General features: G+C 69.1%; 24 protein-coding genes. 15 read left to right on the top strand and 9 right to left on the bottom strand.

The genetic code is table 11. The annotated features are described in order from the left end of the window. Both JWP28_RS02015 and JWP28_RS02010 read right to left on the bottom strand, forming a co-directional pair. A partial coding sequence (locus JWP28_RS02015; RefSeq protein WP_299539426.1) for an acyl-CoA dehydrogenase family protein occupies positions 1–1,113 on the bottom strand: 1,113 nt, incomplete at its 3' end. A 17-nt stretch (positions 1,114–1,130) separates the two neighbouring features. Beyond that, entirely contained in the window at positions 1,131–2,327 is a 1,197-nt protein-coding gene (locus JWP28_RS02010) for an acetyl-CoA C-acetyltransferase (protein WP_299539424.1), read from the bottom strand. Between the two features lie 87 nt (positions 2,328–2,414). On the opposite strand from JWP28_RS02010, the gene JWP28_RS02005 reads away from it, so the two are divergent. The 3 genes from JWP28_RS02005 (at position 2,415) to wrbA (ending at position 4,084) form a co-directional block, all read left to right on the top strand. Next, entirely contained in the window at positions 2,415–2,885 is a 471-nt protein-coding gene (locus JWP28_RS02005; RefSeq protein ID WP_299539422.1) for a PaaI family thioesterase, read from the top strand. Between the two features lie 61 nt (positions 2,886–2,946). Continuing rightward, positions 2,947–3,318: a GFA family protein gene (locus JWP28_RS02000; protein ID WP_299539420.1), complete on the top strand. Its 372-nt coding sequence runs from the start codon at positions 2,947–2,949 to the stop codon at positions 3,316–3,318. A gap of 70 nt (positions 3,319–3,388) precedes the next feature. Continuing rightward, entirely contained in the window at positions 3,389–4,084 is a 696-nt protein-coding gene (gene wrbA / locus JWP28_RS01995; RefSeq protein ID WP_299539418.1) for an NAD(P)H:quinone oxidoreductase, read from the top strand. 10 nt (positions 4,085–4,094) lie between these two features. Here wrbA and JWP28_RS01990 read toward each other — a convergent pair whose 3' ends face one another. Further along, on the bottom strand, positions 4,095–4,706 hold the full coding sequence (locus tag JWP28_RS01990; protein WP_299539416.1) for a glutathione S-transferase family protein: 612 nt from the start codon (positions 4,704–4,706) through the stop codon (positions 4,095–4,097). Between the two features lie 13 nt (positions 4,707–4,719). Continuing rightward, entirely contained in the window at positions 4,720–6,060 is a 1,341-nt protein-coding gene (locus tag JWP28_RS01985; protein ID WP_299539414.1) for a nucleoside transporter C-terminal domain-containing protein, read from the bottom strand. Between the two features lie 282 nt (positions 6,061–6,342). On the opposite strand from JWP28_RS01985, the gene JWP28_RS01980 reads away from it, so the two are divergent. From JWP28_RS01980 to JWP28_RS01955, 6 genes are all read left to right on the top strand, one after another. Next, positions 6,343–7,485: an ABC transporter permease gene (locus JWP28_RS01980; protein WP_299539412.1), complete on the top strand. Its 1,143-nt coding sequence runs from the start codon at positions 6,343–6,345 to the stop codon at positions 7,483–7,485. Further along, entirely contained in the window at positions 7,482–8,228 is a 747-nt protein-coding gene (locus JWP28_RS01975; RefSeq protein ID WP_299539410.1) for an ABC transporter ATP-binding protein, read from the top strand. The genes JWP28_RS01980 and JWP28_RS01975 overlap by 4 nt, the downstream gene beginning before the upstream one ends. Positions 8,229–8,241: 13 nt before the next feature. Further along, entirely contained in the window at positions 8,242–9,216 is a 975-nt protein-coding gene (locus JWP28_RS01970) for an HlyD family efflux transporter periplasmic adaptor subunit (RefSeq protein ID WP_299539408.1), read from the top strand. A 124-nt stretch (positions 9,217–9,340) separates the two neighbouring features. Then, positions 9,341–10,246: an SDR family NAD(P)-dependent oxidoreductase gene (locus JWP28_RS01965; protein ID WP_299539405.1), complete on the top strand. Its 906-nt coding sequence runs from the start codon at positions 9,341–9,343 to the stop codon at positions 10,244–10,246. A gap of 301 nt (positions 10,247–10,547) precedes the next feature. Continuing rightward, positions 10,548–11,966, top strand: a complete 1,419-nt coding sequence (locus JWP28_RS01960) for an MFS transporter (protein WP_299539402.1) — start codon at positions 10,548–10,550, stop codon at positions 11,964–11,966. A gap of 106 nt (positions 11,967–12,072) precedes the next feature. Further along, positions 12,073–13,491: an MFS transporter gene (locus tag JWP28_RS01955; protein ID WP_299539399.1), complete on the top strand. Its 1,419-nt coding sequence runs from the start codon at positions 12,073–12,075 to the stop codon at positions 13,489–13,491. Between the two features lies 1 nt (position 13,492). Here the strand turns inward: JWP28_RS01955 and JWP28_RS01950 are convergent, their stop codons facing one another. After that, on the bottom strand, positions 13,493–14,614 hold the full coding sequence (locus JWP28_RS01950; protein WP_299539398.1) for an Mrp/NBP35 family ATP-binding protein: 1,122 nt from the start codon (positions 14,612–14,614) through the stop codon (positions 13,493–13,495). A gap of 122 nt (positions 14,615–14,736) precedes the next feature. Between JWP28_RS01950 and hflK the strand changes: the two genes are divergently transcribed. Together hflK and hflC are read left to right on the top strand one after the other, a co-directional pair. Next, complete coding sequence (hflK, locus tag JWP28_RS01945) at positions 14,737–15,927, top strand: FtsH protease activity modulator HflK (RefSeq protein WP_299539396.1); 1,191 nt, start codon at positions 14,737–14,739, stop codon at positions 15,925–15,927. Continuing rightward, positions 15,924–16,823 carry a protease modulator HflC gene (hflC, locus tag JWP28_RS01940; RefSeq protein WP_299539393.1) on the top strand — a complete coding sequence of 300 codons (900 nt, stop codon included), beginning with the start codon at positions 15,924–15,926 and terminating at the stop codon, positions 16,821–16,823. Before hflK ends, hflC begins: the two co-directional genes overlap by 4 nt. A gap of 171 nt (positions 16,824–16,994) precedes the next feature. Here hflC and JWP28_RS01935 read toward each other — a convergent pair whose 3' ends face one another. Together JWP28_RS01935 and serB are read right to left on the bottom strand one after the other, a co-directional pair. Further along, positions 16,995–17,663, bottom strand: coding sequence for an HAD family phosphatase (locus JWP28_RS01935; RefSeq protein ID WP_299539391.1), 669 nt, complete (start codon positions 17,661–17,663; stop codon positions 16,995–16,997). 65 nt (positions 17,664–17,728) lie between these two features. Beyond that, positions 17,729–18,625: a phosphoserine phosphatase SerB gene (serB, locus tag JWP28_RS01930; protein ID WP_366143778.1), complete on the bottom strand. Its 897-nt coding sequence runs from the start codon at positions 18,623–18,625 to the stop codon at positions 17,729–17,731. Between serB and miaA the strand changes: the two genes are divergently transcribed. The 3 genes from miaA to ybaK all read left to right on the top strand — a co-directional run bounded on the left by miaA (position 18,624) and on the right by ybaK (position 21,988). Further along, the gene (gene miaA, locus JWP28_RS01925; protein ID WP_299539389.1) at positions 18,624–19,553 is read left to right on the top strand and encodes a tRNA (adenosine(37)-N6)-dimethylallyltransferase MiaA; all 930 of its coding nucleotides are present in this window, start codon (positions 18,624–18,626) and stop codon (positions 19,551–19,553) included. The two genes, serB and miaA, sit on opposite strands and share 2 nt — an antisense overlap. A gap of 168 nt (positions 19,554–19,721) precedes the next feature. After that, positions 19,722–21,518, top strand: coding sequence for an acetolactate synthase 3 large subunit (locus tag JWP28_RS01920; RefSeq protein ID WP_299539387.1), 1,797 nt, complete (start codon positions 19,722–19,724; stop codon positions 21,516–21,518). Continuing rightward, entirely contained in the window at positions 21,515–21,988 is a 474-nt protein-coding gene (gene ybaK / locus JWP28_RS01915) for a Cys-tRNA(Pro) deacylase (protein WP_299539385.1), read from the top strand. Before JWP28_RS01920 ends, ybaK begins: the two co-directional genes overlap by 4 nt. Here the strand turns inward: ybaK and JWP28_RS01910 are convergent. Both JWP28_RS01910 and JWP28_RS01905 read right to left on the bottom strand, forming a co-directional pair. Next, complete coding sequence (locus JWP28_RS01910) at positions 21,985–22,458, bottom strand: hypothetical protein (protein WP_299539383.1); 474 nt, start codon at positions 22,456–22,458, stop codon at positions 21,985–21,987. The two genes, ybaK and JWP28_RS01910, sit on opposite strands and share 4 nt — an antisense overlap. Before the next feature lie 96 nt (positions 22,459–22,554). Then, a complete protein-coding gene (locus JWP28_RS01905; protein ID WP_299539381.1) occupies positions 22,555–22,911 on the bottom strand; it encodes a DUF6665 family protein in 357 nt (118 codons plus the stop codon). 48 nt (positions 22,912–22,959) lie between these two features. On the opposite strand from JWP28_RS01905, the gene JWP28_RS01900 reads away from it, so the two are divergent. Next, on the top strand, positions 22,960–23,488 hold a 529-nt coding region (locus tag JWP28_RS01900; protein ID WP_299539378.1), incomplete at its 3' end, for a DUF4262 domain-containing protein.

The following is a 23,488-nucleotide window of genomic DNA, read 5'->3' as shown; positions in this document are numbered from 1 at the left end:
CACCTGCTGGATCTGGCTGGTGCCCTCGTAGATGCGGAAGATCCGCACGTCGCGGTAGAGCCGCTCGATGCCGTGGTCGGCGACATAACCCGCGCCGCCGAAGATCTGCACCGCCCGGTCGGCGACGCGGCCCACCATCTCGGAGGCGAAGTACTTGGCCGCGGCTGCCTCCATGGTGACGCTCTGACCGGCGTCGCGCTTGCGGGCGGTCTCCAGGGTCAACGCCTTGGCGGCCAGGCTCTCGGTCTTCGAATCCGCGATCATCCCCTGCAGCAGCTGGAACTGGCTGAGCGCCTGGCCGAACTGCTTGCGCTCGCTCATGTATTCGACGCTGTCCTTGATCAGCCGCTCGGCCACGCCCACGCACACCGCCGAGATGTGCAGACGGCCACGATCCAGCACCTGCATGGCGACCTTGAAGCCCTCGCCTTCCTGGCCCAGCCGGTTTTCCACCGGCACCCGGACGTTGTCGAAGATCACGTCGCAGATGTGGGCGCCCTGCTGGCCCATCTTCTTCTCAGGCTTGCCGACGCTGAGGCCGGGCAGGTTGCGCTCCACCAGGAAGGCCGAGACGCCCGCGGCGCCCTTCTTCTCCGGATCGCTCCTGGCCATCACCGTGAAGAGATCGGCCTTGTTGGCGTTGGTGATGAACCGCTTGGAGCCGTTCAGCACGTAGTGGTCGCCGTCGCGGATGGCGCGGGTCTGGACGTTGGCGCTGTCGGAGCCGGCCTCGGGCTCGGTCAGCGCGAAGGAGGTGATGATCTCGCCTGACGCGATGCCCGGCAGGTACTTCTGCTTCTGCGCATCGGTCCCGAACATCACCAGCCCCTGGCTGCCGATGCCGACGTTGGTGCCGAAGGTCGAGCGGAACGCCGGGCTGGTGCGGCCGAGCTCGACGGCCACCAGGCACTCGTCCTCCATGGACAGGTCGAGGCCGCCGTATTCCTCGGGGATCGAGAGGCCGAAGAGTCCGAGGCCCTTCATCTCCTCGACGACCTCGGGCGGCATGGCGTCCTCCTCGGCGACCTTGGCCTCCAGCGGACGCAGCCGTTCGGAGACGAACCGGCGAACGGTGTCGAGCAACTGCTCGCGGGTTTCCAGATCCAGCGCCAAGGTCGCTCCCTCGCCGCTCAGGCGCGCTCGAAGACGGCGGCGATGCCCTGGCCGCCGCCGATGCACATCGTCTCCAGCCCGTACCTGCCGTCGCGCCGCTTCAGCTCTCGCAGCAGGTTGGCCAGGATCCGCCCGCCGGTGGCGCCGATCGGGTGGCCGAGGCTGATGCCGGAGCCGTTCACGTTCAGCCGCTCGCGGTCCTCCCAGCCCCAGCCCTTCAGCACGGCCAGCACCTGCGGGGCGAAGGCCTCGTTCAGCTCCACGAGGTCGATGTCGTCCCACGAAAGGCCGGTGCGCTCGAAGAGCCGCTTCACCGCCGGCACCGGGCCGATGCCCATGCGCGAGGGATCGCAGCCGGCGGCGGCCCAGCTGACGAACCAGCCCATCGGCTCCAGCCCCAACTCCTCGAGCTTGTCCTCGGCGACGACCAGACAGGCGGCGGCCGCGTCGTTCTGCTGGCTGGCGTTGCCGGCGGTGACCACGCCGTCCTTCTCGATCGGCCTCAGCTTGGACAGGCTTTCCGGCGTGGCGTCGGCGCGGACGCCCTCGTCCTGGCGGAAGACGATCGGGTCGCCCTTCTTCTGCGGCACGGCGACGGGCACGACCTCGTCGTCGAACTTGCCCTCGGCCCACGCCTTGGCCGCGCGCTGATGGCTCATCGCCGCGTACTCGTCGCTGGCCTCGCGGCTGATCTGGTAGTCGCGGGCCAGGTTGTCGGCGGTCTCGATCATGCCGGAGATGATCCCGAACCGATCGATCGGCTGGCTCATCATCCGGCCGCGGACCAGGCGGTCGTGCAAGGTGACCGAGCCCGCGCGGGCGCCTTTACGCATGTCGGTGGTGTAGTACTCGACGTTGCTCATGCTCTCGACGCCGCCGGCGACCACGACGTCGGCCACGCCGGTCTGCACCATCATGGCCGCGTCGACCACCGCCTGCAGTCCCGAGCCGCAGCGGCGGTCGAGCTGGTATCCCGGGACCTCGATCGGCAGGCCCGCCGCCAGCGCCGACCAGCGGGCGATGCAGGGCGCCTCGCCGGAGGCGTAGCCCTGGGCGAAGATCACGTCGTCGATCTTCGCGGGATCGACGCCCGTGCGCTCGACAAGCGCCTTCAGGACCACGGCCCCCAGTTCCCCGGCCGTCATGTCCGAGAGCGCGCCGAGATACTTCCCGACGCCGGTGCGGATGGGAGAGACGATGGCGGCGCGCTTCATGCTGGACCCGGATGGCTTGTGGCGAGCCGGCAAACTAGTGTTTGAAACCGCCCGGGGCAAACGCTTCGGCCGCGGCCTGGAGGACAGATGGACGGCGGCGACCTGGAGACCAACTACACCTCCAAGCTGGAGACGGTGACCGAGGGCGAGTGGACGGGCTGGTCCTGGTATCCGAGCGGCGATCCGTTCGAGGACCTGGTGGGGCCGTTCTACTTCCGTGAGCGAGACGCGCGGCCGGTCTGCGCCTTCCGGGCCGAGCGCAAGCACATGAACGGCGGCGGCTTCATGCACGGCGGTTGCGCCATGAGCTTCGCCGACTTCGCCCTCTTCGTCATCGCCCGCCCGGCGATCCATGGCGTCCCCACGGTCACCGCCACCTTCAACGGCGAGCTGGTGGGCACCGCGCGCGCGGGCGACCTCGTGGAATGCACGGGCGAGGTGGTGAAGGCCGGCCGCAGCATGGTCTTCGTGCGCGGAATCATCTCCAACGCCTCGGCCGGCGGCGAGCCGATGATGAGCTTCTCCTCGGTGCTGAAGAAAACCACGCCTCGCCCGTAGGATATCCGGACTGGACACGAGCCTCCTCCTCGTCCCCCATACCGCGGGTATGGAGGAAACGATGATCGAGGCCGCCTGCCACTGCGGGGCCGTGCGCCTGACAGCCCCGAAGCCGCCGGAGACGGTGACGGAGTGCAACTGCTCCATCTGCCGCCGGCTGGGCGCGCGATGGGCCTATTACTCGCCGGCAAAGGTAGGCCTGCCGAAGCCGGGCTCGACCCAGCCCTACGTCTGGGGCGACCGCATGCTGGCCTTCCACCGCTGCCGCAGCTGCGGCGTCACCACCCACTGGCAGAGCCTCGACGGCGCCCAGGAACGCATGGCGATCAACGCGCGGATCATGGACGGCCTCGACTGGCCCGCGATCCGCGTGCGCCGCTTCGACGGGGCGGACACCTGGACCTATCTGGACGAGGTTGAGGCTCCCCTCTGAAATCAGCCGGGCGGCGAAGGGAAACACTGGGCGAGGCTGCGGGTTGTTCGGCAAACCCCGGGAGCCAGCCATGTCGAAAGTCCTCGTCCTCTACCACTCCACCTACGGCCACATCGAAGCCATGGCGCAGGCCGAGGCGGAGGGCGCACGCTCCGCCGGGGCCACGGTCGACATCAAGCGCGTGCCGGAGCTTGTCCCCGACGACGTCGCGCGGAGCTCAGGCTACAAGCTCGACCAGGCCGCGCCTGTCGCGACGATCAACGATCTCGCCGACTACGATGCGATCATCGTGGGCTGCGGCACGCGCTTTGGGCGGATGGCGTCGCAGATGGCCAGCTTCCTGGACCAGGCGGGCGGGCTTTGGATGTCCGGCGCGCTCAACGGCAAGGTGGGCGCGGCCTTCAGTTCCACGGCGACGCAGCACGGCGGCCAGGAGACCACCCTCTTCTCGATCCTCACCAACCTCCTGCATTTCGGCATGGTGACGGTCGGCCTGCCCTATTCCTTCGAAGGCCAGATGACGCTCGACGAGATCACCGGCTGCGCACCCTATGGCGCGACCACCATCACCGGCGGCAAGGGCCAGCGGATGCCGAGCGAAAACGAGCTCGCCGGCGCCCGCTTCCAGGGACGCTACGTGGCCGAGGTCGCGAACAAGCTCACCGGCGCGCTTGGCGACGTCCGCCGCGAGGTGCCGGAGGAAGACGCCGAGGCGTGGGAAGAGCCGCGCGCGGTCGAGAGCGGGAACCGCCCCGCCTCGCACTGAAGATCGCTCTTCACGCCTTCGCTGCCGGCCGCTCGCGCATGGCCGCCGCCCAGCGGGTGACGTGGGTCAGCTCCTCCGGTGGCCTTAGCCGCACGATGCGGGCGAAGTCGATGCCGATGAAGGCCACGATGTCGGCGATGGTCAGGCGATCGGCGGCCAGCCACTCGCCCTCGCCCAGGCGCCGATCGAGCACGTTCAGCGCCGCCAGAGCGTTCTGCTGGTTCCATGCCGCGACCTCGGGCGCCGGTCTTTCCAGCGCGGCGAACCCCGGGTGGCTGAGCCGCACGCCCAGCATGAACGGCGTGGCGACCAGCATCTCCGCGCGGCGCGTCCACATCTCGATCACCGCGGTCTCCTTGGGATCGCGGCCGAACAGGTTCGGCTCCGGATAGCGGCTCTCCAGATAGCGGCAGATGGCGATGGATTCGGTGATCGTCGTGCCGTCGTCCATCTCCAGCATCGGCAGGTTGGGCAGGCCCGCCTTGGCGAGGTAGTCCGGCCGCTTGTGCTCGCCTTCCGGGATGCTGACCGGCACCACCTCGATGTCGGCGACGCCCTTCTCGGCCATCACCCAGCGGACGCGTCGCGGATTGGGGGCGATGGCGGCGTCGTACACCTTCATGGATTTGGAATCCTCATGGCTTCACCGGGGCCGCGGCCGGCGCCGGCGTCGGCGCGACCTTGGGCGCGGGCTCATGGCCGAACAGCTCGCTCGGCATGGCGCCAACCACCGAGGCGGTCAGGCAGGTGGCCAGGAAGCCCGCCATCATCGCCTTCCAAACCATGCCCATGATCTCCGCCCGGCGCTCCGGCACCAGAACGGAATAACCCGCGACGTTGATCCCCACCGAGGCGATGTTGGCGAAGCCGCAGAGCGCATAGGTCATGATCACGCGGGTGCGCTCGTCGATGGCGCCGGTCGGCATCGCGCCCATGCGGATGAAGGCGGTGAACTCGGTCAGCACCAGCTTGACGCCCAGCAGCGAGCCGGCGGTCGGCGCGTCGGCCCAGCGGATGCCCAGCGCCCAGGCGAGCGGCGCGAAGACGATCCCCAGGATCCGCTCCACCGAGACCGGCCCGCCGCCGACCTGGCCGAACAGGCCCAGGATGCCATTGACCATGGCCACCAGCGCCACGAAGACGATCAGCGTCGCGGCCACGTTGAGCACGATGGCGAGCCCGTCGCCGGTGCCCTTGATCAGGGCGTCCACCGAGCTCTCGTAGACCTTGTCCGCCGCCGGTTCGAGCGGCTCGGAGACCTCGATCTCCGGCATCCGCGGCACCAGGATGCGGGCCAGCAGGACACCGGCCGGCGCGGAGATGATCGAGGCGGTCAGCACGTGCGCGGCCGCGTTCGGCAGCACGTCCTTCAGGATGGTCGCATAGGCCACCATGGTCGAGCCGGAGACGCAGGCCATGCCGACGGCGATCAGCATGAAGAGTTCGGAGCGCGACAGGCTCGGCAGGTAGCTGCGGATGAAGATCGGGCCCTCCACCTGGCCCATGAAGATGGTGGCGGCGGTGGCGAGCGCCGGCGGCCCGCGCAGGCCCATAGTCTTTTCGAACAGCACGCCGAAGCCCTGGGTGATCCACTTCAGGATCCGCCAGTGCCACAAGAGCGCCGCCAGCGCGCAGACCACCAGGATCACCGGCAGCACGCGGAAGGCGAAGACGAACAGCGAGCCCGGATCGGTCAGCGCGTAGGGCTGGTTCGGCGTCCCGGCCAGGAAGCCGAACACGAAGGCGACGCCCGCCTGTGTCGAGGACGACAGCCCGTCCACCGCGTGGCCGACGCCCTGCAGAGCGCTGCGCAGCGCCGGCAGGCCGAACAGCGCCAGCACCAGCAGCGCCTGCACCACCACCGCGCCGATCGCCAGCTTCCAGGGGAACCGGCGGCGGTCTTCCGACAAGGCCCAGCAGATGCCGATAGCCAAGGCGACGCCCACCAGGCTCTGCGCATTCTCGAGACGGAACATTCAAGGCAACCCCGACCGGCCGCGATTCCGGCGGCCCCCCGCGCCGATAGAGGATCAGAAGCGGGCGGGGCGCAAGATTGCCAGGCGGCCAGTCGCCGCGGGCGACTGGATTACAAAGGTTTAATCGGGACCGCCGCATCCGGCGGCTTCCCCTCGCGCCTCTTCCTGGTTGAGCGCATTTCGCGGCTCCGCGGGCCGGCCGGCCGACCTCCCCTTACCGGGATTTAACTGGCTCCCGCGGCCGCCTGCGGGACATTCGCGCTTGAACGAGGGGACGCCGCGATGTCGCTGGCTCTGGCCACGCTGCTCTACGAATGGAGGCGCTACACCGCGGCCGTGGTGGCGCTGGCCTTTTCAGGCCTGTTGATCCTGGCGCAGGTCGGGATGTTCACCGGCATCGTCCACGCCGCGACCGCCACCATCGACCGCAGCCGCGCCAACATCATGATCCTCTCGCCGAAGATGGAGAGCCTGATCAACTCCGGCGGCGGCGCTATACCCGAGCGCATCCAGCCGCTGATCTACCTCAATCCGAACGTGGTCGAAGTCGCCAGCTGGGACGGCAACGGCGGCCGCTGGACCAACGTCCCCCCGCCCGGCAAGAAGCAGGTCACGACCTACGTCAACGTCACCATGGTCGACACCCGGCCCGGCGCGCTGACCCTGCCGGTCGACTATCCGGACTCCGTGCGGCTCGCCCTGCTCGAGCCCTACTCGGTGGCCATCGACCGCAGCCAGCTCGCCCGCCTGGGCGTCAAGCTCGGCGACAAGGCAACGCTCGGCAGCCACACGGTCTACGTCCGGGCGATCCTCGACGGCTATCCCGACATCAACAACGCCTCGGTGATCGTGTCGCGCGACACCATGCGGATCCTCGGCATGGGCGAGAAGAACGGCAAGACCGGCCCCCTGATGGTGCGCATCAAGGACCCCTCGCAGGCCGAGGCGGTCCGCGACCAGCTCAACGCCGTCTCCAAGGGCGCCTACAAGGCCTGGACCCGCGAGGAGCTCGCCAAGGCCAACGAGGGCGCGCTGATGAAGGAGCAGATCATCGGCGTCTTCCTGGGCTTCTCCGTCTTCCTGGGCTTCCTGATCGGGGTCGGCATCACCTCCCAGACCCTGCGCGGGGCGATCCTCGCCAGCATCAAGGAATTCGCCAGCCTGCGCGCGCTGGGCGTCTCCATGGGCTCGCTCCGGTGGATCGTGCTGGAGCTCTCCGTCTGGGTCGGGCTGGCGGGCCTGATGGCCACGGCGCTGTTCACCTTCGGCGTCTACCTGCTGGGCAAGAACGCCGGCCTGCCGATGGGCTTCCCGATGCCCTGGATCGTCACGGTGACCGTCCTGCTGCTGGTCATCTCCGTCGCCTCGGGGCTGCTGTCCCTGGGCATCCTGAAGAAAAGCCAGCCCGCGGACCTGCTGCGATGAGCTCTCAACCCGCGATCGTCGCCAGGGGCCTGGTGAAGCGGTTCAAGACCGGGCGCACCCACATCGAGGTCCTGAAGTCCGTCGACTTCGAGGCCCTGCACGGCGACGTCACCATGGTCATGGGCCCCTCAGGCTCGGGCAAGTCGACGCTCGTCGCCTGCCTCTCCGGCCTGCTGAAGCCCGACGCGGGCTCGGTCAGCGCGATGGGGGAGGACCTGTGGAGCTACAAGTCCGGCAAGATCGACCGCTTCCGGCTCGACCACTGCGGCTTCATCTTCCAGGGCTTCAACCTGTTCCCGGCGCTGACCGCCCGGCAGCAGGTCGAGGTAATTCTGAAATACAAGGGCTTCTCGCCCTCCGAAGCGCGCCGCAAGGCCGCCGTCGCCCTCACCGAGGTGGGCCTGGAGATGCGGATGAACCAGCGCCCCTCCGAGCTCTCCGGCGGCGAGAAGCAGCGGGTCGCCATCGCCCGCGCCCTCGCCAAGGACCCTGAGCTGCTGTTCGCCGACGAGCCCACCAGCGCGCTGGACGGCGAGAACGGCCAGGTGGTCATCAAGCTCCTGCAGCGGGCCGCCAAGCAATTCGGCGCGGCGGTGGTCTGCGTCACCCACGACCCGCGGCTGGAGAGCTACGCCGACCGCGTCATCCACATCGAGGACGGACGCATCCTCGACGACCGCCGCGTCGTCGCCGGAGCCGCCGCCGACCACAGCCGCCACCAACCGGCCTTCGCCGGGGCTTAAGGACCAAAAAGCCATGCTCGCCTTCGCCCGCAACCGCATCGTCTGGATCGTCGCCGTCCTCGTCATCGCGCTCGCGGGCGGCGGCGCCTTCATGTCCAGCCACGCCAAGGCCAAGAAGGATCAGGAGGCCAAGACCGCCGCGGCCAGCGCGCCGAAGAGCCCCTTCGTGGCGGTGGCCAACGGCAAGGCCGATGTGGAAGGCGGGGTGATCCAGGTCGCCGCCCGCACCTCCGGCGTCATCAAGGAGGTGCTGGTGCAGGAAGGCGACGCCGTCGTGAAGGGCCAGGTGCTGGCGCGCCTCGAGGATGAACAGCCCCGCCTGCAGGCGGACAGCGCCGCCGCCGACATGCGCCAGGCGCAGGCCCAGATCCCGGTGCTGGAGGTGCAGGTCTCCACGGCCAAGCGCGAACTCGGACGCCTGCAGGGGCTGGTGGCCACCAACTTCGTCGCTGGCCAGAAGATCGACCAGGCGCAGGACGCGGTGCGCCAGGCGCAGGCCTCGATCGAAGCCCAGCAGGCCGCCATTGGCGCCTCCAAGGCCAAATACAACCAGGCCCGCTACAATCAGGAATTGACCATCATCCGGGCGCCGGCCGACGGCCGCATCGTGCGCCGCTACGCCAACCCCGGCGCGGGCGCCTCGACGCTGAACGTCTCCAACATGTTCGACCTGGAGCCCAAGGCCGACCGCATCGTCCGCGCCGAGATCTCCGAAAGCGCCCTGCCCTTCGTGGTCATAGGCCAGACCGTGCAACTGTCGCCCGAGAGCGATCCCAGCAAGGTCGTCCCCGGCAAGGTGCTGCGCCGCGCGGCGGTCTTCGGGGCCCGCAAGCTGCAGTCCGACGATCCCACCGAACGCAGCGATGAGCGCGTGGTCGAGGTGGTGGTCGGCACCGACGGCTCGCCGTTCCTGATCGGTCAGCGCGTGCTGGTGAAGTTCATGCGGACGCAGCAGCAGGCCCAGGCAAGGCCGCCGGCGGTGGGGTAGGGATATCAATCCGCTCATACCGGCGAAGGCCGGGATGAGCGGATGGTGGGGTGCTTGACGCGCCCGCCCTCTCCCCGCACAAGGCCGCCGACTTCGAGCAGCGCTACCAGGAGAGGACTTCCCCATGGCGGACATCCGTTTCGACGGCAAAGTGGCCATCGTCACCGGTTCGGGCGGCGGCCTCGGCCGCCAGCACGCGCTGGAGCTGGCCCGGCGCGGCGCCAAGGTGGTGGTCAACGACCTGGGCGGTTCGGTCGACGGCGCCGGCGGCGGGTCGGAGGCATCCCACAAGGTGGTCGAGGAGATCAAGGCGCTGGGCGGCGAGGCGATCGCCAACGGCTCGTCGGTCACCGACGACGCCGGCGTGGCCCTGATGGTCAAGCAGGCGATGGACGCCTGGGGGCGCATCGACGTCTTGGTCGCCAACGCCGGCGTGCTGCGCGACAAGACCTTCTCCAAGATGGAGATCGCCGACTTCGAGTTCGTGCTGGACGTCCACCTGATGGGCACGGTGAAGCCCGCCAAGGCCGTCTGGGAGATCATGCGCGAGCAGAACTACGGGCGGATCGTGGTCACCACCTCCTCGTCCGGCCTCTACGGCAACTTCGGCCAGTCGAACTACGGCGCGGCCAAGCTCGGCATCATCGGCTTCATGAACACGCTGAAGCTCGAAGGCCAGAAGAACAATATCCACGTCAACGCCATCGCCCCGGTCGCCGCCACCCGGATGACCGAGAACCTGATGCCGCCCGCGATCCTCGAGCGGCTGAAGCCCGAATACGTCACCCCCGGCGTGGTGTTCCTCTGCTCGGAGGAGGCGCCCACCGGCTGCATCCTGACCGCCGGCGCCGGCGTATTCGCGCTCGCCCGCATCGTCGAGACCGAGGGCGTCTACCTCGGCGAAGGCGGGCTCTCGGTCGAGGAGGTCCGCGACAACTGGGCCAAGATCATCGACCCCACCGTCCAGCAGGCCTACCAGGCCGGCGGCGAGCAGAGCGGCAAGTTCTTCCGCAAGATGCAGGGCGGCTGACCTTCCCTTCCCGTTCACGGGAGGGGGGACCATCGGCCCCCCGGGCTCCGAGCCGATGGTAGGAAGGGCAAGCCGCCAGCGCGGCGCTTGCCGTATCCGGCCCATGGCTCGGAGCCTGAAGCCTTCCCTCTCCACCCCTCGCTCTTCGGCGAGCGGTCCCCCTCTCCCGCTTTGCGGGAAAAGAAGGCCTCGGATCGGCGACCCGCATTACGCCGAATCCACTTGCGCGCGCCGAGGTGAGTGCGCGTAAGCTTTCCGCCTGATCGCGCTCGTCAGAGGCTCGGCGTACAGGAGGACGGTGTTGACCCAAGCCAAGGGTGCTGCGCCTGCGCAGCTTTCGCTCCTCTCGGTCCTGACCTTCGCCTGCTGCTACCTGCCGTTCGCGGCGCTGCAGACCTCGGTCGCGGTGCAGGTGCCGCGCTTCTTCGCCGGCCACCTCGGGCTCGGCCTGACGGTCGGCGGCATCTTCGGGCTGGTGCGGCTGATCGACATCCCGCTGGACCCGGCGCTAGGCCTCGGCATGGACCGCACCCGAACGCGCATCGGCCGCTACCGGCCGTGGATGCTGCTGGGCGCGCCGGTGCTGATGCTGGCGGTCTACATGCTCTTCGAGGCGCCCGTGGGCGTCAGCTCAGGGTACCTGCTGATCTGGCTGCTGATCATGTACCTCGGCATGTCGATGCTGCTGCTGTCCGGAAATGCCTGGGCGTCGACCCTAGCCGCCAGCTACCAGCAGCGCTCACGGATCTTCGGAGCGATGGCGGGTCTCGGCGCCCTGGGCGCGATCGCCGTCCTGGTCATCCCCATCGTCGTCGCCCAGCGGGGCGGCGCCGACGCGGACGGCATCCGCGCGGTCGGCTGGTTCCTCGTGGCCCTCGTCCCCCTGACCATCGCGCTGGCCGCCCTGCGCACGCCCGAACCGCTCAAGAAGACCTCGGAGACACCCCGTTTTGCGATCTCCGACTACGCCGCGCTGCTCGCCCGGCCGAACGTGATCAGGCTGCTCGCCGCCGACTTCCTGGTGATCCTCGGTCCGGGGTGGATGAGCGCGCTCTACCTGTTCTTCTTCAAGGACAGCCGCGGCTTCTCGATCTCCGAAGCCAACGGCCTGCTGGTGATCTACATCGCCGCCGGGCTGCTGGGCGCGCCGGCCACGGCCTGGCTCGCCAACCGCATCAACAAGCATCGCGCGCTCGCGGTCACCACCACCGGCTATTCGCTGATGCTGATCGTGATCTTCCTGTCGCCGAAGGCCGACGTCGCCATCGCAGCGCCGGCCATGTTCGTGGCCGGCGCGCTCGCCGCCGGCACCATCGTCATGATCCGCTCGATCACCGCCGACATCGGCGACGAGATCCGCCTGGAGAAGGGTCGGCAGGAAATCGGCCTGCTCTACGCGCTGACCAGCGCCACCACCAAGGCGGCCAGCGCTTTCGCCATCACCTTGACGTTCTGGGTCCTGAGCGTGGTCGGCTACAACCCGACGGAGGGCGCGGTCAACGGGCCCAGCCAGATTCGCGGCCTGGAGCTCGCCTACGCCATCGGGCCGATCATCTTCGTGATGCTCGGGGGCGCCTGCTTCATCGGCTACAAGCTCTCCGCCGAGCGGCACGCCCAGATCCGCCGTGAGCTCGACGCGCGCGACGCCCTGTACGACGAGAGCGCTATCGTCGAGAGCGTTTCCGGCGCCCCTGGGGAGGTCGCCGCCCAGCGCCCGTGACCTCTTGCCCCGGCGGAAAGCCCTTGCGCCCCGGCGATCTGCAAGCTCTCCTGTCTACATTAAGCGCCCCACCAGAGGGCGACCTATTGATTTTGAGGAGACGTCAGTGACTTCCACCAGCGCCGCGCCCCCCGGCCGGCTGCCCTTGCCGCGGCTGCTCGCCTTCTCGCTCGGCAGCATCCCCGCCTACATGATGATCAGCATGTTGAGCGTCTACCTGCCGCCGTTCTACGCCGGCCGGATGGGCGTGACGCTCACGGCGATCGGCGCGACCATCGGCCTGCTGCGGCTGGCCGACCTGGGCCTGGACCTGGCGCTGGGCTGGCTGATGGACAAGACCCGGACGCCCATGGGCCGCTACCGGCCCTGGTTCCTGGCGGGTCTGCCGGTGCTGTGGCTGGCGGTCTACAAGGTGTTCAATCCGCCGGTCGACGTGGACACCACCTACCTCTTCGGGTGGTACATCCTGCTCTACGTCGCCTATTCCATGCTGGTGCTCGGGCACTCGGCCTGGGCGGCCACGATCAGCGGGAGCTACCACGAGCGCTCGCGGATGTTCGGCTGGATGCTGGGCGTGGGCGTGTTCGGCGCGTCCTTGCTGCAGGCCACGCCCATCCTGACCCACGGCGCGATCAAGCCGGCCGACCCCGACAGCATCCCGACCATCGGCTGGATCATCATGGTGGTGAGCACCGTGTGTGTCATCGCGGCGCTGCTGGCGGCGCCGGAGCGGGTTCCGCCCGTGAACGCCAAGGAGCGGACGACGCTCAAAGACTATTTGGCGGTAGTCACCAACCCGTCGATGTTCCGGCTCCTGGCGGCGGACCTGTTCCTGATCCTCGGCCCCGGCGCGAGCGCGCCGATCTACCTGTTCTTCTTCCACGAGTCGAAGGGCTTCGCCCTGGGCGCGGTCAGCCTCCTTTTGATCCCCTATGGCGCGGCGGGCATCTTCGGGGCGCCCTTCTGGGCGCGCATCGCCCAGCGGCTCGGCAAGCACCGGACAGTGCAGCTGGCCGGCCTCGGCTACGCCATCACCCAGACCATCCTGATGCTGGTGCCCGCAGGCCTCTTCTGGCCGACCTTCGTCAGCATGTTCAGCGTCGGCTTCTGCGGCTCGGCGTTCATCGTGCTGATCCGGGCCATGGTGGCCGACGTGGCCGACGAGCTGCGACTGGAGACCGGCCAGGAGCGGGCGGGGGTGCTCTACGCGCTGGTGACCCTGACCCAGAAGCTCGGTTCGTCGCTGGCGGTGACCATCATCTACCCGATCCTGGACGCCGTCGGCTTCATCGCCAAGCCGGGCTATCACAACACCCCCGAGGCCATCCGCGGCCTGGAAATGTGCTACGTCTTCGCCCCGATCATCCTGGTCGTCGTCGGCTCGGCCTGCCTGATCGGCTACAAGCTCGACGCCAAGCGCCAGAGCGAGATCCGCAGCGCCTTGGACGAACTGGAGTCCCGCAACTACGCGGCGTCCACGGAGGTGCTGGGCGAACCCGGCGAGACCATCGCCCCTGCACGGTAGATCAGCGCAGGCGCCGCGCCATCTCGATGAACACCTGGGCCGCGGCGCTGTCGGGCGCCGTGGCGACCAGCGGCGCCCCGTCATCGCAGGCCTGACGCAGCGCCACCTCGAGCGGGACCTGGCCCAGCAGCGGCGCGCCCAGAGCCTGGGCCTCCCGCGCCGCCCCGCCCTCGCCGAAGATCGGGATGTGCGCGCCGGTCGCGGGGTCCGGGAACCAGGCCATGTTCTCCACCACGCCCAGGATCGAGGCGCCGGTCTTGCGGAACATGGTGGCCGCGCGCCGCGCGTCGATCAGCGCGATCTCCTGCGGGGTCGAGACGATCACCACGCCGTCGAGCTGCATCCGCTGCACCAGGGTCAGCTGGATGTCGCCGGTGCCGGGCGGCAGGTCGACGATCAGCACGTCGAGCGGCGCCTCCGCCGTCCCCCAGGCGCTGTTGATCAGGGTGCGCAGCGCCGAGGAGGCCATCGGCCCGCGCCAGATGTTGGCGGTCCCGTCCTCGACGATGAAGCCGATGGACATCACCTTCACGCCCCAAGCCGTCAGCGGGATCAGCCGCTTGTCCTCGTCGAAAATCGGCTCTTCCTTGATGCCCATCATGTGGGGCGCCGAGGGACCGTAGATGTCGGCGTCGAGCAGGCCCGCGCGCAGGCCCAGATGCGCGAAGGCCGCGGCCAAGTTCACCGCCACGGTCGACTTGCCCACCCCGCCCTTGCCGCTGGCGATGGCGATCACCTTGCCGACGAAGGCCGGGCGCTCCGCCTCGGCCATTGGCGACAGCCGCGCCTGCGGATCCTCCTGCACCCGCGCGGGCGGGCGCCGCGGCGTGACCTTGAGAGCGGGCGTAGTGGCGATCTCCGCGGTCAGCACCACCTGGGCGACCGCCACGTCCGGCACGGCGGCCAGGGCGCGCTCGGCGGCGTCGCGCACTGGCGCGTAGAGCGCGGTGTCGGCGGCCGGGACCTCCAGCATGAAGGCCGCCCGCGCGCCGCGGATGGTGAGGCCCCGCACCAGGCCCGCGGCCGTCAGCCCCTGCCCCGAGCGGGGGTCTCGCACGGCGTCCAGCGCGGCCAGGATGGCGGCGCGGTCGGGCGAACTATCTGAGGCGGGCTTGTCGCTCATGACGCCTTACGCTTGCTTTGACCCGGCTGGGGTCTCATATCCGTGCGGACAGCGCGGGTTTACACGCCTGCTGCGCCTGGATCGACAACAACAAAAGCTTCAAGCAAAGACCGACCCGGCAGATGCCCTGGAACGACAACGCGAATCCCGGCCCCTGGGGCTCACCCCCCTCGGGCGACGACGGCGGGCGCAAGGAACCGCCCTCGCGCCGCCCGGGCGGCAACGGCGGCGGTCCGCGCGGGCCGCGGGGTCCGGGCCCTGACCTGAGCGCCGGCGTCGAGCTACTGCGGCAGCGTCTGCGCGGCCTGTTCGGCGGCGGACCGGGCGGCGGCGTGCGCCCGGGCGCCATCGCGGCGATCGCCGGCGCGGTGTTCGCGCTGTGGACGCTGTCCGGCCTCTACGTGGTCCAGCCCAACGAAGAGGCCGTGGTCACCACCTTCGGCGCCTATACCCGCTCCGAGGCGCCGGGCCTGCGCTATCACCTGCCCGAGCCCATCGAGGACGTGGAGAAGGTGCCCATCACCACGCTGAACCGCCTCGACATCGGCGGCGGCGGGACCGCCGACAGCGACGTGCCGCAGGAAAGCCTGATGCTGACCAGCGACGAGAACATCGTCGACCTGAACTTCAGCGTCACCTGGCGGGTGGCCGACGCGTCGCGCTACCTCTTCGCGACGCGCAACCCGGAGGACGCGGTGAAGAGCGTCGCCGAAAGCGCCATGCGCGAGGTTGTCGGCAAGACCCCGCTCGACCTCATCCTCACCACTGGCCGCGGCCAGGTGCAGCAACAGACCGCCGATCTGATGCAGAAGACGCTCGACCAATGGGGCGCGGGCGTCAGCATCGTCGAGGTGCAGATCCGAGGCGTGAACCCGCCACAGGAGGCCGCTGCCGCCTTCCGCGACGTGCAGAGCGCCGAGCAGGACCGCGCGTCGGCCGTCAACGAGGCCAATGCGTACCGCAACCGCGTCGTCAACGAGGCCAAGGGCGACGCCGCCAAGATCGTCCAGTCCGCCCAGGGCTATCGCGAGCAGTCCGTGCGCACCGCCACCGGCGACGCCGCGCGCTTCAACTCGATCTACGGCGAATACCGCCGCGCGCCGGAGGCGACCCGCGAAAGGCTCTATCTGGAGACCATGGAAAAGGTTCTGGCCCGCTCCAACAAGGTGATCGTCTCCGGCAAGGGCCTCACCGCGCCGGTCATCCTGCCGCCGGACGTCTTCCGGCCCAGGAGCCCGGCTGCCGCCGCCGCGCCGCCGCCGGCCGACAGCCAGGCCGCACCCGTCGCGCCGCAGCGGGGAGCCAGCCAATGAACCGCAACCCGCTCATTCTCTACGCCGTCCTGGCCTTCGTCGCGTTGGTGATCCTGGCCAACAGCCTGTTCGTCGTCGAACAGCGCCAGCAGGCCATCGTCCTGCGGTTCGGCCAGCCGGTGCGCGTGATCCACGCGCCGGGCCAGCCGGGCGCGGGGCTGAACCTCAAGCAGCCGTTCGTCGAAAACGTGATCAAGTTCGATCGCCGCAACATCGCGATGGAAGCCGATCAGGAAGAAGTCACCTCCGCCGACCAGCAGAAGCTCGTGGTGGACGCCTTCCTGCGCTACCGCATCTCCGATCCGCTGCAATACTACCGCACGCTGCGCGACGAGCGGACCGCCCAGGACCGCCTTGAGCGGTTGGTGAATTCGTCGCTCCGCCAGGTGCTGGGCCGGATCAACCAGTCGGACATCATTTCCGGCCAGCGCGATCAGCTGATGCGGCAATCCCGCGCCGACATGGCGCGCCGGGCCAAGGAATCGCGCCTGGGCATCGAGGTGATCGACTTCCGCATCAAGCGGGCGGATCTGCCGGCCGCCAACCAGGCCTCCGTCTATCGGCGCATGCAGACCCAGCGTCAGCAGATCGCGGCCCAGTACCGCGCCCAGGGCGAACAGCAGAAGCGCGAGATCATGGCCACGGCCGACAAGGAAGTCGCCATCACCCTGGCCGACGCTCAGCAGATCGGCGAGACCACCCGCGGCGAAGGCGACGCCCTGCGCACCCGCATCTTCGCCCAGGCCTACGGCAAGGACCCCAGCTTCGCAGCCTTCTACCGCTCGATGCAGGCCTATGAGACGGGTCTCGGCCAGGGCGATGCGACCCTGGTGCTCTCCCCCGACAGCGCCTTCTTCAAATACTTCGAGCAGGGCCCGGGCGGCTCGAAGCGCTGACGTCTGCCCCCTGTTCAGCGGACGGACGGGGTCTTCCCCCGGTACGGGGGAAGTGACCCAAGACGCTCTCGCGTCGCGGGTCGATGGGGGAAGTCAAACAGCAGAAGTCACCTCCCCCATTGTCGCCCGCCTTCGGCATTGGCGACATTTCCCCCGTACCGGGGGAAGGTATTAGCGGCGCTGGGCCTCCAGGAGTTCGCGGACCTCGTGCAGGTCGCGGGCGATGCGCACGCACAGGCTCTGCATCTCCTCGGTGGGATCGAGCATGTCGGGGATCATGATGGTCATCATCCCGGCCGAGGACGCGGATCGGACGCCGTTGTGACTGTCTTCCAGAGCCAGGCAGTCGGCCGGCGCGAGACGCAGGGCCTCGGCCGCCTTGAGATAGGGCTCGGGATGCGGTTTGCCGCGGGTCTGGACGTCCTTGGTGATCAGGGCGGCGAAGCGGCCGATCAAGTCGTCCGGCCCGAGGTTCCGCCGGACCGCGGCCAGGCTGGACGAGGTGGCGATGGCGCAGGGCAGGCCGACAGCGGTCAGGTAGTCGAGGATTTCCACCACGCCGGTCTTCAGGGCGACGCCGGCCGCCATGTGCTCGTGGGCGTGGGCGCGGACGGCCTTCGACCACGCGTCGAGGTCGAACCCCTCGCCGAAGTGTTCCACCACGATCTGGTCGCTGGCCGCATCCTGCAGGCCGACCATCCGCTGGAAGGTGGTGAAGGGGAATTCGCCGCCGATGCCCTCGGCGGCGTGCTGCATGGCGCGGAAGATCACCGTCTCGGTGTCGACCAGCAGGCCGTCCATGTCGAAGACGACGGCTTTCACTTGCCTTGGAAGAGTCATGGGCGGGGAAGGCTCATGGCGCCGACTAAGCGGAGTCGCGGCCTCGCGCAAAATCAAGGCCGGCTTCAGTCTGGAACGAAGTCATCCTCGGCGTAGCCCTGGAAGTAGAGCAGCGCGGTCAGGTCGGCGTGGTCGATCCGTGCGTCGGCCTGCGCCGCCACGATCGGCTTGGCGCGGTAGGCGACGCCCAGCCCGGCCGCCTCGATCATCGCCAGGTCGTTGGCCCCGTCGCCGACGGCCAGGGTCTGCGCGAACGGGATGCCCAGCGCCGCGGCTTCCTCGGTCAGGGCGGCGAGCTTGGCCGCGCGCCCGAGGATCGGTTCGCCGACGAGGCCGGTAAGCGCGCCCGCCGCCTCGCCCAGGGTGTTGGCCCGCTCGGCATGGAAGCCCGCGGCCGCCGCGACCCGCTGGGTGAAGAAGTTGAAGCCGCCCGAGACCAGCACGCAGCGCGCGCCGTTAGCCGCCATGGTCCTGACCAGCGTCCGGGCCCCGGGGTTAAGCCGAGCCCGCTCGTCGTAGGCGGCTTGCAGGGCGGTGACCGGCAGGCCCTTCAGCATCGCCACCCGTTCGCGAAGCGCGCCCTCGAAGGGGAGCTCCCCGCGCATGGCCCGCTCGGTGATCGCCGAGATCTCGGCCTTCAGGCCCGCGAAGTCGGCCAGTTCGTCCAGGCACTCGACGTTGATGATGGTGGAATCCATGTCGGCGACCAGCAGCCGCTTCCGGCGTCCGGCCAGCGGCTGCAGGCACCAGTCGAGGCTCTGCCCGGCCATCGGCGCCTGCAGGGCTGCGCGCACGGCGGACAGGTCGTCGGCCTCCAGGATCACGTCAGTCGCAGCGCCCTCCCCGGCCGAAAGCTTGCGACTTTCCTTGCCGCGCGCGCCGACGCTCGCGAACACTTCGCGTAGGTTGATCGAGAAAGCCCCGGCGTTGGGGGGCGCGACGAGGGTGAGCACGAGATCCATGAAGCCCCGCATCTGGCTGATCGCCGGACCCACGGCAAGCGGCAAGTCGGCGCTGGCGCTCCGGCTGGCGCAGGCGACGGGGGCTGAGATCGTCAACGCCGACTCCATGCAGCTCTACCGCGACTTGCGCGTGCTGTCCGCCCGGCCCTCGCCGAAAGAGGAAGCCGAGGCGCCGCACCACCTGTTCGGGACCGTCGACGCCGCCGACGGCTGGTCGGTCGGCCGCTGGCTGCGGGCGGCGACCGGGGTGCTGGATGATATCGCCGCGCGCGGGCGTCCCGCCGTCGTGGTCGGCGGCACCGGGCTCTACTTCCGGGCCTTGACCCAGGGGCTGGCGGAAATCCCGCAGGTTCCAGGCGAGGTGCGCCGGCAGGCCCAGGCGGATTACGACATGATGGGCGAGAGCGCCTTCCGCGGCCGGCTGGCGGCCTACGACTCCGCCGCGGCGCTGCGCATCGCGCCCGGCGACCGCCAGCGCCTGGTCCGCGCCTGGGAGGTGTTCGCCGCCACCGACACGCCGCTCAGCGACTGGCAGTCCACCGGCGAGCCCGCGCTGGCCCAGGGCGCCTGGCGCGCCACCGCCCTGGAGCCGCCCCGAGATGCCCTCTACGCCCGCTGCGACGCGCGCCTGGCCGGCATGGTCGAGGCCGCCGCGCTGGAGGAAGTCCGCGCCTTGGTCGCCCGCGACCTCGACCCGGCCCTGCCGGCCCTGAAGGCGGTCGGCGTGCGAGAATTCGCCGCCCATCTGCGCGGCGAGGCGACGCTGGCCGAGGCGCTGGCGGCGGCTCGGCAGGAAACCCGCCGCTACGCCAAGCGCCAGACCACCTGGATGCGCAACCAGATGGCCGATTGGCCACGCCTCACCGAAATCGACGCCGACGGCCAGTGGAGGCAGTTTCTTGCGTTGAACCCCGGCTTGACGGCCTAGGCGCGCCATGCGAAACGCCTGATCCTGCAATTCCGAGGAATTCTCGTGCGCACCATCCTTGTACTCGTAAGGCGGCCCGCCGCGGACTGACATCGGTCAGCCCGTCAACGGTCGCTTTTGCCAGGCCCCCCGCGGGCCTTTTTTATTGTCTCAGCCCGAGCCCGTCCCATGACCGCCCACCCGACGACGATCGAAGCCGAAGCCACCGTCACCCTCTCCGGCGCGGAGATGGTTGTGCGAGCGCTCATCGACCAGGGCGTGGACGTGCTGTTCGGCTACCCGGGCGGCGCCGTGCTGCCGATCTACGACGCCCTCTTCGCCGAGCCGCGGCTGAAGCACGTGCTGGTGCGCCACGAGCAGGGCGCGACCCATGCCGCGGAGGGCTATGCGCGCTCCACCGGCAAGCCCGGCGTGGTGCTCGTCACCTCCGGCCCCGGGGCCACCAATGCGGTGACCGGCATCGTCGACGCCCTGATGGATTCCATCCCGCTGATCGTCATCACCGGCCAGGTCGCCACCCACCTGATCGGCACCGACGCTTTCCAGGAATGCGACACCATCGGCATCACCCGGCCCTGCACCAAGCACAACTACCTGGTGAAGGACGTCGCCGACCTGCCGCGCATCCTGCACGAGGCCGTCCACATCGCCACCTCAGGCCGGCCCGGCCCGGTGGTCATCGACATCCCCCAGGACGTGCAGTTCGCCAAGGGCGCCTATCAGGGCCCGGCCGAGGTCAAGCACGTCCACAACTACAGCCCCCGCACCAAGGGCGACCCGGGCCGCGTCGCCGAGGCCGCCGCGATGATCGCCAAGGCGCGGCGGCCGATCCTGTACACCGGCGGCGGCGTGATCAACGCCGGCCCGGAAGCCGCCAAGCTGTTGCGCGAGTTCGCCGCGCTGACCGGCGCGCCGGTCACCTCGACCCTGATGGGCCTGGGCGCCTTCCCGGCCTCGAACCCGCAGTGGCTCGGCATGCTGGGGATGCACGGCTCGTTCGAGGCCAACAACGCCATGCACGACTGCGACGTGATGGTGGCCATCGGCGCACGGTTCGACGACCGGGTGACCGGCCGCCTCGACGCCTTCGCGCCCGGTTCGCGCAAGATCCACATCGACATCGACGCCTCCTCGATCGGCAAGAACGTGCGCACCGACATCGGCATCGTCGGCGACGCGGGCTCGGTGCTGGCGGACCTGATCGCGGTCTGGAAGCAGCGCAGCCTAGCGACCGACAAGGCCGCCATGGCAGACTGGTGGAAACAGATCGACGTCTGGCGCGCCCGGGACAGCTTCCGCTACCGGCCCGACGCCAAGCTGATCAAGCCGCAGCACGCCGTCCAGCGGCTCTACGAGCTGACCCGGGGCCACGACGTCTACATCACCACCGAGGTTGGCCAGCATCAGATGTGGGCGGCGCAGTTCTTCCACTTCGAAGAACCCAACCGCTGGATGACCTCCGGCGGGCTCGGCACCATGGGCTACGGCCTGCCGGCCGCCGTGGGCGTGCAGATCGCCCACCCCGACAGCCTGGTCATCGACATCGCCGGCGACGCGTCCGTGCAGATGACCATGCAGGAGATGTCGACCGCCGTGCAGCACGACCTGCCGATCAAGATCTTCATTTTGAACAACGAGTGGATGGGGATGGTCCGGCAGTGGCAGCAGCTGCTGCACGGCGAGCGCTACTCGCACTCCTATTCGGCCAGCCTGCCCGACTTCGTGAAGCTCGCCGAGGCCTATGGCGGCGTCGGCTTCCGCGCCGAGCATCCCGACGAGCTCGACGACAAGATCCGCGAGATGATCGCCGTGAAGAAGCCGGTGATCTTCGACTGCCGGGTGACCAAGGAGGAAAACTGCTTCCCGATGATCCCCTCGGGCAAGGCCCACAACGAGATGATCATGGCCGAGGAAGCCCGCGACCTGGGCTCGATCATCGACGAGGCGGGCAAGCGGCTGGTGTGAGCCGTTCGACGCCGGCCACGCTCGCCCTCGACCGCGCGGGCGTCGCCTACACGCTGGCGACCTACGGCTACGATCCGGACGCCGACCGCATCGGCTTGCAGGCGGCCCAGGCCCTTGGCGCGCCGCCTGCGGAGGTGCTGAAGACCCTGATCGTCAAGGCGGACGGCAGGCCGGCCTGCGTCCTGCTGGCCTCCGACCGCGAAGTCTCGATGAAGAAGCTGGCCGAGGCCCTCGGCGCCAAGACGGCTGAAATGGCCCCGCCGGCCGACGCCGAACGGATCACCGGCTACCGGGTCGGCGGGGTGAGCCCGTTCGGCCAGAAGAAGCGCCTGCCCACGGTGATCGACGCGGCTGCGGCGGCGCTGGCCCAGGCCTACGTCAACGGCGGGCAGCGCGGGCTGCAGCTACGCTTGGCGCCCCGTGATCTGATCCGGGCGCTGGAGGCGACCGTCGCGGCGATCGCGCTCTAACCGTTCGCAGCCTTGCGCACCTCGACGTCGATGGTGACGTGGCGCATCGTTCCGTCCTCAGTGGCGCCTTCCAGGACCACGCGGTCGCGTCCAACGTAGCCGGGATTGGCGGTGTAGTAGGCCTGTCGCGCCGGCACCTTGCGGTAATTGCAGACTGCGCGCGGATTGTTCGGCGGGAAGGTCATGAAGACCGGCTCCGCCATCACCTTGACCTCACCGTGCGCCGGCGGCTCGACCACGTTCAGCGTATAGCCAGGATGCTCCGTGCAGTCAGGATCGACGGACGCGCCGCTCCAGATCACAATCCGCGAACTGCCGATCGTCGCCTTGGAGACCCTGATCTTCTGGACGGCGTCCGGGTGGCTGCTCACCGGCCTGACGGTGACCTCGAAGCGACGCTCCTGCGCCACGGTCGCAACGCTCAAGGACAGGGCCGCGAGGCCGGAAAGGGCGACGATCCGAGCACGCATCCGCCGATCTCCTTCGCGATCAGACCTCCACCATTGGTTGTCGGACTTGCAGCAATATTTCAGCGCTATTTCAAAATGTAATGGGGGCCTGGCGGATCAGCGAGCGCCCAGCCGCGCCATCACTTCGCGCGGGATGTCGTAGTCGGCGACGATGCGCGCGCGGTCGCGCAGGCCCATGATCTCGCGTTGGACGAGGAAGCACCAGACCGCGTCGGCCGCGGCCCTGAGCGCCTCGCCGCGCCCCTCGCCCTCGTGGGCCCGAAGCGCCGCCAGTGCCGCCTCCGCCTTGCGCGCCATCCGGCCCAGCGCGGCGGCCTGCTCCTCGACGATCTCATGGCGGAACGCGGCCTCGGCCCCATCGCCAGTGGGGCGCTTCAAGAGGTTGAAGAGCATCTCGCGCGACGGCATGGCCCCCATGTTGGCGCCGCGTCGGCGCGGCGCAAGCTTGGCCATTGACGGCGCGGTCTTTGTTCCCTTATTGTTCTTCTAAAGGGGGCGTCGATGCGAAACGCGTTGGAACGGGCTTACCATCGCTGGGCTACGAAGCGGCGTATTCGCCGCCATGGCTGGACGGCGATCTACGTCGGCGACTATCAGTCCGCGCCGACCTGGGCCTATACGATCGGGTTTCACGCCTCGTTGGGCGCGCCTGAGGTGGTGGTTTTCGATGTCCCAATGGCGTCGGCCAACGGGCTCTTCCATGAAATCTACAACGATCTCAAGGCAGGAAAGCTCGTTATGCGAGATAAGGAGGCCTGGCGGCCCGGCGAGTTCGAACATCCCCTCATCTGGCGCGAAGTGCACACCAGTCGCCTTTACGACAACGATCCTGAGAACCCGTGGCTGGGGCTGGCCGAGGACTTTGCAGCAATCCTAACGCCCGAGAGAGGCGCTATCGCGGCTTTCCAGTTGGTGATCTCCGACCGCGACGGCCATTTCCCGTGGGAGCCGCAGTACGACGAGCGTCTGCGGCCCCTTCAGCGGGAGCTTTATCTCCCAACCGACGCAGCGTCGGCTAGCCGTTATAGAA

Origin of the sequence: Phenylobacterium sp. (assembly GCF_028290885.1) — a bacterium.
Classification (GTDB): domain Bacteria; phylum Pseudomonadota; class Alphaproteobacteria; order Caulobacterales; family Caulobacteraceae; genus Phenylobacterium.
The sequence above is the reverse complement of the archived record's forward strand: the minus strand, read 5'-3'. Positions and strand labels throughout refer to the sequence as shown.